Below are 12362 nucleotides of genomic sequence, written 5' to 3' on the forward strand. Positions count from 1 at the left end.
GGTGACTCTATTCTACCAGAAAAAAGGGCGATTCTTCTATATTTGAGGCAAAAAAGTGGGGGCTGATCCCAAAACGCATTCGCGTTTTGGGTCAGCCCCGAGCGATCGGCGCCTGTTAGTCGATTGCGGCGGATGGCTCTTTGTCCGCCGCTGCTTCATGATGAGCAGCAGGAGCGTCGGCTTCAGCCCATTGCGGCCGCCAGGCGATGCAAAGCGCCCCGCCGATGATGCCGAGAATGGTGCCGACTAAGAAGCCACCCAAGGCGCCCATGATCGACAGAATGGCACTGAACATGCCGATGATGCCGAGCAAGGTGGATAGCCGCGGCATGGCGTAGGAAAGAATCCCCATCAACATGACCATGCCGCCAAGGAAAAAGCCGGCGAACACCATGCTTCCGGGGACAAGCGAAATTTCATACAGCTGCATCGGAATCCATAAAATCACAAGGCTTGATAACAAGAGAAACGTCGCCCCCCAAAACGGGCGGCGTTTCCGCCAGCGACCGAACGCCTGCCAGCTGGAACGAATGATGCCCAATGTCCCTCATCCTTACCGAGAATTAGTTGAGTTTTTCAAAGTACACTTTCATGCCCGGCAGCGACACTTTTTGCTGGAACAAGTAGACGGTTTTAATATCACCGTTTTCGATCGTAATGCTGTCGGCTCCTTGTGTGAATTCTTTGGCCGCTTTCTCGACTGGGTTGCTGGTATCGCCGACATAGCTTTCTTTCATCGTCAAGCTGCCGAAGGAGATGTTGCCGTTGATTTGCGTCGCTTTTTGCACGAGGCCGTCAATCGAGACCGGTTGGCTCGCCACGATGACGACGCGAATGCCCAAGGCCGGGAAGTCTTTCGAAATCCGAAGACCTTGAATCGTCGCTTTATCCATTTCATTGACGAAGACCGGCGTCTGCGGTGCATTGCCTGCTTCCGCCACGCCGCCGTACATTTTAAACCCGCTGCCGTTCAGTTTGTCAAATTGAACGGTAAATTCGCCGACCCCGCTGATTGGTACGGCATAGGCGACGCCTGTCAGCCCGAAGATCGACAGCAAGGCTCCGAGAAGCAGGAACCCTCCCAACAGTGCGGCGATCAGCGGCTTTTTCGCTGTACGCCCCCCAATGATGACCGGTTTTGTTGCCATTTCCATGGCGTTTCTCCTCCCCCTTTTTTGAATGATCAGCGCTGTAAGCGCTTTATTAAATCTGTTTAAATTTTATGACAATTATGCATTCCATTAAATCCCTATGTTTGTCGGATTTTTTTAGTGCTGTTGGACAACCGTGACGGGCAAAAGAAGGAATTGACCGATCGAATTAAGAAAGTAGATGATCAAAGTAGTCGATCACTAGCGGGGATGCGGGGGGAGGATGGGGATGTCGAAGGAATTAAATGATCACTTGCTTCGTTTGCTTCATGAAGCGGCCGACATCTTGCATAGGTATGCGGCGGAATTGAACCGGGAATGGAAGCGGATCGGCGAAGCGCTTGGCAAGCGGAATGCGCGGGTTCAAGAGGTGTTTTCCACGCTGTGCGCATTCGTTCAGGCAAGATTGCTCCCGTACGGGGGCGAACATCCAGCGAATGGGCATCTCGAACGCATTGCGGCGTTTCATCCGGAGATGATCATATTTTCCCTGAATTTAATGGAAAATACGGTTCATCAAGTGTTGAAGGCGCATGCGTCAGCGGCTGCTGCGCTGCACCCAGCCGTGCGGTATTTGTTTTTCAAATGGAATGAATGGTTGTTGTATGAAGTGAATGAGCAATCATTCAAAATCGGCGGCGATTCCTCGTGGAAAAAAGAATCCTTGTGGAAAGATGCCGTCATTTTGTTTAACGAATGGATTTTGCGGGCGCAGACGTTTGAGGAATCGGCGGCGCATATTTGTTTTGGTTTTTCCTATTTTCTTCCTTTCAGCCGCTGCGCTCTGTTTCAATTTGTCAATCAGGAGAGCACAGCCATCGGCCTGCACGGGTATGGCGTGGACAACGGGCAAATTCAGCGCTTGCGCGTGGAATTGGACAGCATTCCTATGTTGAAAGAAAGTGTGGGGAAATTGAAAGAGGAAGTGCATGAGTTTCGCCATTTTCGTCCGATTTATGTGCCGAGGGCGAGCGAACAGTTTCCGCGCCTGTATGTGGACCTGTTCGGTTTGGCCTCACTGGTGATCGTTCCGGTGTATGTGCCGACGGAAGGGCGGATGATTGGAGGCGTTGTCCTTGATCGGGGGCCGGGGCGGTTTTTTTCCATCGACCGTCGGTTGTTTCCGGCGTTGATGAAATTTGGCCAAAGCGCGGGGGAATTGTTGTTGAAATTGATCGAAGCGCCGGCGAGAAAAAAGGATGAGGGAGAGCATGAGCCGCTGTCGCCGCGGGAAATCGAGGTATTGAAGCTGCTCGCTGATGGGGCATCGACATCAGAAGCAGCTGAACAGCTGTATTTAAGCGAATTTACAGTGCGCGACTATATTTCGAGCGCCTTAAGGAAGCTTCGCGCCAAAAATCGTACGGAAGCGGTGGCAAAAGCGCTGCGTCTTGGGTTGATTGGATGACGAGGCGGACTGGTCTGTCTCCGGCCGTTTCATTTCACACCATTTTCGCCGATTGATCACCGTTTGGACACAGTTTTGTTCTATACTGCCTACTGAAAAACATGGCAGGGGGAAAAACTGTGGAACAAACGGTGAAGGCGGAGGACAAACAGCCGCCGATGTATGCGGCGGTCTGGAGGTGGCATTTCTATGCGGGGATCATCTTTGCGCCGTTTCTGATCATTTTGGCGTTGAGCAGCGCAAGCGCAAACCGAAAGGCGTCCTCGGCGCCCCTAGGCGGGTGAAGGATCCCCAAGCGGCGAAAACGGTGTGGGGGCATGATCGCTGCGGCGGTCGTGATGCCGCTGTTTGCGTTGTCGCTTGTTGTCATTTGGCTGTTTGACCGTTTTGTGGTGCAGAAGATTCCGAGCGTTCGCCGCTTTCTCGCGGCGTAACCATCGTTGGAAGCGGCTTGATGAGTAGGCATCAAGGCCGCTTTCTTTTTTAGGGCGCTTGGTTTTTTGTCATGTTTGGCACGGGGCGGCATATGGATAAAAAGGGAATCTTCTTCAACGCATCAAAAGGGAGGAAATGAGAATGAACCAGCCCTACGCGTCCCATGCTTCGCCGCCGCAGCTTATTGCCTTGGTTGACCCGTATGTGTACCACGCTTTCCAAGCTTTGAACGGCAAAGAAGTGGTGGTGGAAACAGTCCGCGGTTCGATCCAAGGAACGGTGAGGGATGTGAAGCCAGACCATATCGTCATCTCAGCGCATCAGGCGGTTTATTACATCCGCTTGGCGCAAGTGGTGTCTGTTCGCCTCAGCAATTAATGGAAAAGGAGGAAAAGAGTCGTGGTATTTCAGCGGATCGACCGGCTGGCGATTGAATTGCCGAAGCCCAAATACGCGGACCCCAATGCGGCTGCCGCTGTTCAGGAGCTGCTTGGCGGCCGTTTCGGAGAAATGTCGACGTTAAACAATTATTTGTTTCAGTCATTCAATTTTCGGCAAAAAAAGAAGCTGCGCCCGTTTTACGAGTTGGTGGCGAGCATCACCGCCGAAGAGTTTGGCCATGTGGAGCTCGTGTCCAATGCGATCAACCTTTGCTTGACCGGCTCCACCCATCCAGGTGATCCGGATACAGCGCCGATGAAGGATGCGAAAGACAAGCGCAATACGTATCATTTTATCGCGACGGCGCAGACGGCGTTTCCCGGCGATTCGATGGGGAAGGCGTGGACGGGGGAGTACGTGTTCAACAGCGGCAACTTGATTTTGGATTTGCTTCACAACTTTTTCCTTGAATGCGGAGCGCGCACGCATAAAATGCGCGTCTATGAAATGACGGACCACCCTACCGCCCGCGAGATGATCGGCTACTTGCTTGTGCGCGGGGGCGTTCATATTTTGGCGTACGCCAAAGCGATCGAAGTGGCTACGGGGGTCGATGTGACGAAACTGCTGCCGATCCCGAAGTTGGATAACCGTGTGTTCGACGAGGCGAGAAAGTATGAGGATCAAGGCGTCCACCGCCGGCTTTATACGTTCAGCGATCGCTATTACAAAGAAATCGTCCGCATTTGGCAAGGAACCCATCCAAGCGATGGACAGCCGCTCGAGGTGGTCGAAGGAGCGCCCCAAGGGGGGGCGATCCCCGATTTGGACGAAGTGCCGGAAGAATTCGCCCCCGGGATTTCGGCTGAAGATTTTTTCGAAATCGCCAAGCGGCTGCAGCGGTCGGCAGGGTTGTGATGAGGCGCCCAACGGCGCCTGATTTTTTTGGAAAGCCAATAGTAAAAGCACGATTTGACGCAGCCGATCGACAGCGTTCCCGCCGTTCCCTCTTCGATTTCTTTTACTTCCGCTACGGCGTCATCAAGCTGGGCGAGCAGCCGTTTCGCCTTTTCGTAAAACGCTTTGCCTGGTGCGGTGAGCTCCATTTTTTTCGCCTTCCGGTCAAATAAAGGAACGCCGAGCTCTTCTTCGAGCTGCTTCAGCTGCTGGCTGAGCGGCGGCTGGGCGATATGAAGCTCATCCATCCGCAAATGAACCGCGGCAAGGCGCTTCGTGAGCAGAAAGACGCCGATGTGCCGCTCCATTTGGTCGAACGGCGGAAAGACGGGATCATCGTCAGCGGCATCCGCCTGTTGGCGACGCAAGGCGGGATTACCGATGAAATTTTAGTGTTTCCGTCGACCGTGAAAAAATCGTCGTCCGGTGAAGATCCATATGCACTCGCCTTTGCGATTCCAAACAACACGCCGGGTGTGAAGTTCATTTGCCGCGAGGCGTTTGACTACGGGCGGAGTGCGTGGGACCATCCGCTGGCGTCCCGCTTTGAAGAGGGCGATGCCATTGTGTCGTTTGAAAACGTGTTTGTGCCGTGCGAGCAGGCGCTCGATGTTGTATTCGGCTATACGATCGTCCATGATCTCTCCATTCCCCATAAGCAGCGTTACCGCCCGGCGGTGAAGGAGCAGGCGCGCGACGGCTTTGCCCCGGTCGGCCCGTGGATCGTCAGCCATGACGAAGTCGGCGATCCGATGGCGCTTCGTTTGCGGACGTATGTCAATGGGGCGGTTGTGCAGGAAGGATATACGGGCGACATGATCTTTTCCATCCCGTATTTGCTCGAGTACATCACCGAATTCATGACGCTCGCGCCGGGCGACGTCATGTTGACCGGCACGCCGAAAGGAGCGGTGAACGTCCAGCCCGGCGATGAAGTCGTGACGGAAATCGAACGCATCGGCCGACTGGTCAATTACATCGCCTAGCCAAAGGGGGAGAGAGGATGCCGCACTTTATTGTGGAATACACGGCCAATCTCGGTGAAGAAGCCGACATTCGCGGATTGCTGGAAAAAGTCCACCGCGTGCTGATCAAGCGGCGCGATTCGTTTCCTATCGGCGGCATCCGGTCGCGCGCGATTCGCCTTGACGAGTACTATGTGGCCGACGGGGCCGAAGACGATGCGTTTGTGCACGCGACGCTCAAAATCGGCGCCGGGCGGCCGGAAGTTGTCCACGTCGCGGTCGGCGATCCGCCAATCCCCGCATTCGGCAAAGGGGAGAAACAGACCGCCTTGTCTGCCGAACAGGCATAATGGCTAGTCAATGTATACGATCTAGTATATGATAAACGTATGGAAACGAAAGCGAAAAACAAAACCCAATTGGCTTACGAGTATATTCTTTCTCGCATTGAAAACGGCGTCTATGGCCCGGGATGCCGGGTCGTCATCGACCAAATCGCCCGCGAGCTTGGACTCAGCATCATCCCGGTGCGGGAGGCGATCCGCCAGCTTGAAGCGGAAGGGCTTGTCGAGTTCAAACCGTATACGGGCGCCGTTGTGAGCAACATCAACGAGAAAGAATATATCGAGACGCTGTCGGTGTTGGCTGTGCTGGAAGGCTATGCGACCGCGCTTGGCTCCGCCCATTTGACGAAGGAGGCGATCAACGAGCTTGAGCGGTTGAACGAACGGATGGAGCGGGCGCTTGAAGAGCTGGAGCTGGAACGGTTCAGCGAGCTGAACTATGAATTTCATTCCTTGATTTATGCCCATTGCGGCAACGCCTACCTCGAAGAGCAAATCAAGCAAATTTGGCAGCGGATGAAGCGCATCCGCGCCTACGGCTTCACCTTTGTGCCGCAGCGGGCGAAAGCATCGATCGAAGAACATAGAGAGATCATCCGTCTGTTGCATGAACAGGCGCCGCCGCATGAAATCGAACAATACGTCCGTCAACACAAAATCAACACCGCCGAAGCGTTTAAGCGGCGGCGCTGATCTTCTTCCGCCGGGTGGAGGCCTGGCGGGAGAATGATGATTTGAAAGCGTTGTCAATGTAAAAGGGGTCAAAAAAAGATGAAAAAAGTCAAATAGGGAAGCTTTGCAAAACTTGAACTTTGCTTCCTTCTGCAACCACGGTTTGGTCGGAAAGTGTGGGGTTTTCCCTGCCGTTCTGCATGATTAATAGAAAAACAGAACTAAGGAAATAATATGATGGTTGTGAAAATATGTTCGGTGCAATATAATCATAAAGGGAAACCGAAAATAGCAAAGGAGATGATGACGATGAAGAAGCGAAAGTGGTTTGCGCGCGCAATGACTGTTCTTTCTCTGTCGCTGTTGCTTGGCGCTTGTGGAAACGGTAACGGCAATGGAGGGACAGAGCAAGAAGGGGCCGATGGGAAGCAAGGCGGCGACGTGAAATTCCTCAGCATTGCCACTGGCGGGACAGGCGGAACGTATTATCCGCTTGGCGGGGCCTTTGCCGATATTATCAAAGATGAAACGGGCATCGACGCCAATGCCATCACTTCGGGGGCATCGGCGGAAAACATGGCGATTTTGGATGCGGGCGATGCGGAAATTGCATTTGCGCAAACTGACATCGCGACATACGCGACGGAAGGAAAATTAATGTTTAAAGAGAAAATTGAAAGCGTGAAAGGGATCGCGACCCTTTACCCGGAAACGATTCAAATTGTCACCACGAAAAAATCGGGCATTCAGTCCGTTGAGGATTTAAAAGGGAAAGTCGTTTCTGTCGGGGAAGCGGGCTCGGGAACGCGGGCAAATGCGGAACAAATTTTGGAAGTTCACGGCATGACGTTTGATGATATTAAAGCGCGCAATTTGTCGTTTGATGATTCCGTCTCCGGCATCCAAGATGGCACGATTGACGCCGCTTTTATTACAGCCGGAACGCCGACAGGAGCGGTAGAAAGCTTGTCAGCGACGGAAGACGTTGTGATTGTGCCGATCGCTGAGGACAAAATCAATGCGCTGATTGAGAAATACCCGTACTATGCGAAAGATGAAGTGCCTCAAGGGACGTATAAGCTAGCGGAAGCGGTTCCGACGGTCGCCGTGCGCGCGATGCTCGTCGCTCGGGCGGATTTGCCGGAAGACACGGTCTACAACGTGACGAAAGCGATTTTTGAAAACTTGGATAAGGTCAAACATGCCAAAGCCCAGCAAATCAAGCTGGAACATGCGCTGGATGGCATGTCGATCGAGCTTCACCCGGGGGCGAAGAAATACTTTGATGAAAAAGGAGTTAAAGCGGAATAACGGTGTCACGGGAAGGACTGGCCGGGTTCATGGCGCCAGCCCTTCCTTATTTCCGCCGGCCACGAAGGGGGGCGGCTGATGCGAAAATGGTTCGCAGCGGTCAGTGCACTTCTGGCGGCGGCTGCCGTCTTCTTCCTTCCTTTCCGCCAGGTGCTGGCGTTTGAAAAGGATGGCCGGGTCGCTGCGTATATCCCGATTTCTCAAGGGGATACGTTCGCGATTCGCTATACGCATTCGATCCACCGTTCAGATGTCGAGGAAACGTATAAGGTGTTGGCTGACGGGACGATTGAACAAATCGCTCTCACCTATGAGGATACGGCGGTCGGGATGCCGGCGAACGCGGCGCCAGGGGAGACATTTACGCTTCGGAATGGAAAATACTATATTACCGGCATGGAGCGCAAATTTCCATCCATCTTGTTGAGCATTGGGCGGGTTGTCGCCAACCATCGCGTCGTTTATGAAGGGAAGATGGTGACGTTAAACACAGTCATCCCTCCCGGCTCCATTGTCCGCATCAAGGTGACACGACTATCATTGGTTCAATGCTGGAAGGGAGTGAACTTGTTTGACTGAGAAGTTTGAACAGCTATCCGCTGAGGAGCAGCAACAATTGCTGGAAAAATACGATCCGGAAGCAGCGACGCGCAAATTGAAAGGGCCGCTTGGCTGGATTGCCTTTTTCGGGCTGCTTTCCTTTTCACTCTTTCAGTTATATGCTTCGATTTTTCAAACGCTTCCAAAACAAATTTTATTGTCGATCCATTTAGGGTTTGCCTTGTCGCTTATCTTTTTATTGTTTCCGGCGCGGAAAAAACATCTTCATCGCGCCGACGTCGGCATCGTGAATATCCTTTTGTCGCTGTTGTCGATCGGGGTCGGCGCATATTTGCCGCTGATGCTCGATGACATCGTCCAACGCATCGGCATTATGACGCCGCTTGACTTTACGGTTGGTTTGGTCGCCGTGCTGCTTGTGCTTGAGGCGACGAGGCGGGCGGTCGGGCTGCCGATTACGATCATCGCCTCGCTATTTTTGCTGTATGCGTATTTCGGGCCGTATATGCCGGGATTTTTGGCTCATCGGGGCGTTGATTTGGAAGGGCTCGTCAAAACGATGTTTTTTACGACGGAAGGCATTTTCGGCACGCCGCTGTACGTGTCGGCGACATACATTTTCGTCTTCTTGTTGTTTGGCGCCTTCTTAGTGAAAACGGGTGTCGGGGAGTATTTTAATGACTTGGCGCTCGTTGTCGCCGGGAAGCGAATCGGCGGTCCGGCGAAGGTGGCGGTGTTCTCAAGCGCGCTCCAAGGAACGATCAGCGGCAGCTCAGTGGCGAACGTCGTGACGTCCGGGGCGTTTACGATTCCGATGATGAAACGTCTCGGATATGGAAAAGAGTTTGCCGGCGCTGTGGAGGCGACATCGTCCACCGGCGGCCAGCTCATGCCCCCGGTCATGGGAGCGGCGGCGTTTTTGATGGTGGAGTTTATCGGCGGCATTTCGTATTGGGAGATCGCAAAAGCAGCGGCGATTCCAGCGATTCTATATTTTTCCGGCATTTGGATGATGACGCACTTTGAAGCGAAGCGAATCGGGCTGCGCGGGTTGACAGAGGAAGAAATGCCGAACCGGAAAGAAGTGCTCGGAAAAATCTACTTGCTCGTTCCGATCATCGTTGTCATTTTGCTGCTGATGAGCGGGATGAGCGTGATGCGGGCGGCGCTCTGGTCGATCGTGGCGATCATTGTCGTCAGCGGCTTGAAAAAGGAAACGCGGTTAGGATGGCGTGACATTATCGGCGCTTTGGTTGACGGAGCAAGAAGCGCGCTGTCTGTGGCGGCGGCGACAGCGGCCGCCGGGATTATCGTCGGGGTCGTGACGAAAACCGGCCTTGGCTTAAAAATGGCAAACGGGCTAGTGGACTTATCGAACGGGATTTTGATTTTAACGCTCTTTTTCACGATGTTGACATCGCTCATTCTCGGCATGGGTTCGCCAACAACGGCCAACTACGTCATCACTTCGACGATCGCGGCGCCGGCGATCATCGCATCCGGCGTGCCGGAGCTGGCTGCGCATTTGTTCGTGTTTTACTTTGGCATTGTCGCCGACATTACACCGCCGGTGGCGTTGGCGGCGTTTGCGGCCGCCGGCATTTCCGGAGGGAAGCCGCTACGGACCGGGGTGATTGCGTCGAAGCTAGCGATTTCCGCGTTTATCATCCCGTACATGTTTGTCTTTTCACCGGCGCTGTTAATGATTGATACGACGCTTCCATATTTGATATGGGTCGTCTTTTCCGCGTTTATCGGCATGTTGGCCATTAGTGCGGGGATGATCGGCTTTTGGTACCGGAAGCTCAACATTGTTGAACGCATCATTGCGGTTGCGACAGGGTTGCTGCTGATTTATCCGGAAACAATCAGCGATATCGTTGGATTGGTCTTATTTGCGGCCATGTTTGCCATTCAATATGCAGCCGGAAGACGGGAACGGACGCAGAAAACGGCGTCATAAAAGTCTGATTTGAACAAACCGAAAGGCAGGCGCTCATCTAGACGAGGCCTGCCTTTTGCTTGCGGTTGCGATGAGGCGGTGACATCCTCTGGCACTTTGAGACAAGCCGGTGCGTTTTGATCTATGGATGCACGTCCGTCATCTTCTTGCGCTGCCACTGAAGAATAGGAATACTGTCAACAGCAAAGTCGTAGCCGCTTTTTTGTGCATCAAATGGGAACCCGGTTCAGGTGATGAAAAGGAACCGGCCGTGTTTGAGTACGGACATCTCCAACGCGGCAATGGCTGATGGCGCGTCGTCGTTGTTTCCTTGTTTGGTTTTTGCTATGATGGGGATAGATTTGGCTGGCTTTCCGGTCAGCGGCTTGCTTGCAACATGCACCTGAGCGGCTGAGAACTGCCCCCCTAGTGGGCCGGTGATTGAAAACGGCAAATGGAAAAAGGTATTTCTTTCATTGAGAACGTCTGTTTTTGAGCAATAAAAATCATTGATGGAAGGACATCGCAGTTTTTCACCGGCCTTCCGGGAGCAGCCAATCACAGCTAGATGATGAAAAGGGAAGGATGGGAGAACGTATGGATGACCGCACATTCCGCAACGCGATGGGGAAATTCGCAACCGGCGTGACGGTCGTGACGACCGCGTTTCAAGGGGAAGCAAAAGGGATGACGGCGAACGCGTTTATGTCCGTTTCGCTTGATCCGAAGCTTGTCGTTGTCTCGATTGGTCATAAAGCACGGATGCATGACATCGTCAAGCAAACCGGGAAGTTTGCCGTCAACATGTTGACGCGCGATCAGGAGGATTTGTCGCGGTTGTTTGCCGGCCAGCTGAAAGAAGAACGCCCTGTTTCGTTCGATTGGGTGAACGGCCATCCGATTTTGCCGGATGCGATGGCGAATATTTTATGCAACGTCCACAGCACGTACGTGGCCGGCGATCATACGCTTTACTTTGGGGAAGTGACCGATATTTTGATGAAAGACGAACCGGGCGACCCGCTCTTGTTTTTTGAAGGGAAGTACCGGAGCATTGGACAATAAGCGTCCTTGGATGAATCGGGGCCGCTATTGTCATGCGGGGACGACGCGACAGACGTTTCAGGCCCGTCATCTTGCATCTCGGCCGTTTCCATGGCGCTATTTAGAAAAGGTGTCCCGCTGTTTGGGACACCTTCGTTGTTATTTTTTCAATACATCGTGATCAACGTACCGTTCGCCGTTCAGCTCGCTGATGACGTTGATGGCGACTTTCGCACCGTCGCCTGCTGTGATGATCGTATGGACGCTGACGCCAGCGACCGTCCCGGCCGCCCAAATGCCGTCGATGTTCGTCTTGCCGTTGGCGTCGACGTCAAGCACCGTTTTAATGCGCGGCTCCGTACCCGGTTTGGTGCGCAGGCCGATTTTTTCCGCTAAATCGGTCGCCAAACCGGTGGCGAAGATGACGTGTTTCGCTTCATAGGATCCAGCTTCTGTTTCGAGACGGAATCCCCCGTCTGTTTTTTGCACATCCGTCACTTGTGCTTCCACCAATTCTGCTCCGAATTTTGCGGCTTGCTTTTTCCCGGTTTCCACCAATTCCGGGCCGCTGATTTGCGGAACGCCGTAATGGTTTTCCACCCAAGCGCGCTTTGTCATGCCTTTGTCGTTGTCAAACAAGACCGTTCTCTTCCCGGCTTTGGCGGCGAAAATGGCGGCGCTTGCCCCTGCAGGCCCGGCGCCGATGATGGCGATGTCGTACATCGTGCATCCTCCCTTTATTTGTTAGAATATTAACACTATGAGTGTAGCACAAATGGGAAGCGGGACCAAATCATCCGCACTATCAATTGATAATAATTTTTAATTTATATTTACTATAAACAAAAAGTGTGTATAATAGAATGTAGAAGGAGTGCAAAGGGGAGAAAGATCGATGAACAAGACGATGATTTGTGAACAATGCCGCCAGCCTATTCGGCGGCTGAAACATTCATTGCTTTGCCAGTGCGGGATGAAAATGGTTGTGCAAAAATAATACAGCGAAAAGCGGCTTCCTGTTTCTGTCGCATTCAACCGGCGAATGGCGCCGGTTTTTTTATCTTCTCATTTACGAAAGCGGCGAATATATAAAACTGTAGATGAGCATTTTTCATTACAATAATTTCCATGGTTAGAGAGACAAACAGGGTACCCCTTACGCGATACGGAGCTGTTTTTTGATCACATCAA

Annotated in this window: 14 protein-coding genes and 1 pseudogene; 11 read left to right on the top strand and 4 right to left on the bottom strand. The window is 52.8% G+C overall.

All coding sequences use genetic code 11. The annotated features are described in order from the left end of the window. Positions 1-115 precede the first annotated feature (115 nt). Complete coding sequence (locus CV944_RS15235) at positions 116-541, bottom strand: DUF6114 domain-containing protein (RefSeq protein ID WP_047818972.1); 426 nt, start codon at positions 539-541, stop codon at positions 116-118. Positions 542-563: 22 nt separating this feature from the next. Further along, positions 564-1154, bottom strand: a complete 591-nt coding sequence (locus tag CV944_RS15240; RefSeq protein WP_047818971.1) for a DUF6230 family protein — start codon at positions 1152-1154, stop codon at positions 564-566. A 226-nt stretch (positions 1155-1380) separates the two neighbouring features. On the opposite strand from CV944_RS15240, the gene CV944_RS15245 reads away from it, so the two are divergent. From CV944_RS15245 to CV944_RS15265, 4 genes are all read left to right on the top strand, one after another. Further along, positions 1381-2559 carry a helix-turn-helix transcriptional regulator gene (locus CV944_RS15245; RefSeq protein WP_100664484.1) on the top strand — a complete coding sequence of 393 codons (1179 nt, stop codon included), beginning with the start codon at positions 1381-1383 and terminating at the stop codon, positions 2557-2559. Between the two features lie 119 nt (positions 2560-2678). Further along, a complete protein-coding gene (locus tag CV944_RS15250; protein WP_165754816.1) occupies positions 2679-2843 on the top strand; it encodes a hypothetical protein in 165 nt (54 codons plus the stop codon). Positions 2844-3135: 292 nt separating this feature from the next. Further along, positions 3136-3372, top strand: coding sequence for a YuzF family protein (locus CV944_RS15260; RefSeq protein ID WP_011232507.1), 237 nt, complete (start codon positions 3136-3138; stop codon positions 3370-3372). Positions 3373-3393: 21 nt separating this feature from the next. Continuing rightward, on the top strand, positions 3394-4293 hold the full coding sequence (locus tag CV944_RS15265) for a manganese catalase family protein (RefSeq protein WP_011232506.1): 900 nt from the start codon (positions 3394-3396) through the stop codon (positions 4291-4293). Between the two features lie 17 nt (positions 4294-4310). Here the strand turns inward: CV944_RS15265 and CV944_RS17940 are convergent. Further along, a pseudogene (locus tag CV944_RS17940) lies at positions 4311-4574 on the bottom strand (LysR family transcriptional regulator); the annotation flags it as partial. Between CV944_RS17940 and CV944_RS15275 the strand changes: the two are divergent. The 7 genes from CV944_RS15275 (at position 4566) to CV944_RS15305 (ending at position 11192) form a co-directional block, all read left to right on the top strand. Further along, positions 4566-5318, top strand: a complete 753-nt coding sequence (locus CV944_RS15275; RefSeq protein ID WP_100664485.1) for a 4-hydroxyphenylacetate 3-hydroxylase N-terminal domain-containing protein — start codon at positions 4566-4568, stop codon at positions 5316-5318. The pseudogene CV944_RS17940 and the gene CV944_RS15275 sit on opposite strands and share 9 nt — an antisense overlap. A gap of 17 nt (positions 5319-5335) precedes the next feature. After that, entirely contained in the window at positions 5336-5647 is a 312-nt protein-coding gene (locus CV944_RS15280; protein WP_233205029.1) for a 5-carboxymethyl-2-hydroxymuconate Delta-isomerase, read from the top strand. Positions 5648-5686: 39 nt separating this feature from the next. After that, entirely contained in the window at positions 5687-6334 is a 648-nt protein-coding gene (locus CV944_RS15285) for a GntR family transcriptional regulator (RefSeq protein WP_100664486.1), read from the top strand. A gap of 288 nt (positions 6335-6622) precedes the next feature. Continuing rightward, positions 6623-7624, top strand: a complete 1002-nt coding sequence (locus CV944_RS15290) for a TAXI family TRAP transporter solute-binding subunit (protein ID WP_100664487.1) — start codon at positions 6623-6625, stop codon at positions 7622-7624. Positions 7625-7702: 78 nt separating this feature from the next. Further along, the gene (locus tag CV944_RS15295; RefSeq protein ID WP_100664488.1) at positions 7703-8203 is read left to right on the top strand and encodes a DUF1850 domain-containing protein; all 501 of its coding nucleotides are present in this window, start codon (positions 7703-7705) and stop codon (positions 8201-8203) included. Continuing rightward, positions 8196-10148, top strand: a complete 1953-nt coding sequence (locus tag CV944_RS15300) for a TRAP transporter permease (protein ID WP_100664489.1) — start codon at positions 8196-8198, stop codon at positions 10146-10148. Before CV944_RS15295 ends, CV944_RS15300 begins: the two co-directional genes overlap by 8 nt. A gap of 576 nt (positions 10149-10724) precedes the next feature. Further along, positions 10725-11192, top strand: coding sequence for a flavin reductase family protein (locus CV944_RS15305; RefSeq protein ID WP_100664490.1), 468 nt, complete (start codon positions 10725-10727; stop codon positions 11190-11192). 138 nt (positions 11193-11330) lie between these two features. Here the strand turns inward: CV944_RS15305 and CV944_RS15310 are convergent, their stop codons facing one another. After that, positions 11331-11894, bottom strand: coding sequence for an FAD-dependent oxidoreductase (locus CV944_RS15310; RefSeq protein ID WP_100664491.1), 564 nt, complete (start codon positions 11892-11894; stop codon positions 11331-11333). Between the last annotated feature and the right edge of the window lie 468 nt (positions 11895-12362).

This window comes from Geobacillus sp. WSUCF-018B (assembly GCF_002809985.1).
Classification (GTDB): Bacteria; Bacillota; Bacilli; order Bacillales; family Anoxybacillaceae; genus Geobacillus; species Geobacillus thermophilus.

Excerpts from the sequence above, each read along its gene's own strand:
- CV944_RS15240 (WP_047818971.1), bottom strand. The coding sequence starts at position 1,154 with ATGGAAATGGCAACAAAACCGGTCATCATTGGGGGGCGTACAGCGAAA.
- CV944_RS15245 (WP_100664484.1), top strand. The coding sequence starts at position 1,381 with ATGTCGAAGGAATTAAATGATCACTTGCTTCGTTTGCTTCATGAAGCG.
- CV944_RS15260 (WP_011232507.1), top strand. The coding sequence starts at position 3,136 with ATGAACCAGCCCTACGCGTCCCATGCTTCGCCGCCGCAGCTTATTGCC.
- CV944_RS15275 (WP_100664485.1), top strand. The coding sequence starts at position 4,566 with ATGAAGCTCATCCATCCGCAAATGAACCGCGGCAAGGCGCTTCGTGAG.
- CV944_RS15280 (WP_233205029.1), top strand. The coding sequence starts at position 5,336 with ATGCCGCACTTTATTGTGGAATACACGGCCAATCTCGGTGAAGAAGCC.
- CV944_RS15285 (WP_100664486.1), top strand. The coding sequence starts at position 5,687 with ATGGAAACGAAAGCGAAAAACAAAACCCAATTGGCTTACGAGTATATT.
- CV944_RS15290 (WP_100664487.1), top strand. The coding sequence starts at position 6,623 with ATGAAGAAGCGAAAGTGGTTTGCGCGCGCAATGACTGTTCTTTCTCTG.
- CV944_RS15295 (WP_100664488.1), top strand. The coding sequence starts at position 7,703 with ATGCGAAAATGGTTCGCAGCGGTCAGTGCACTTCTGGCGGCGGCTGCC.
- CV944_RS15305 (WP_100664490.1), top strand. The coding sequence starts at position 10,725 with ATGGATGACCGCACATTCCGCAACGCGATGGGGAAATTCGCAACCGGC.
- CV944_RS15310 (WP_100664491.1), bottom strand. The coding sequence starts at position 11,894 with ATGTACGACATCGCCATCATCGGCGCCGGGCCTGCAGGGGCAAGCGCC.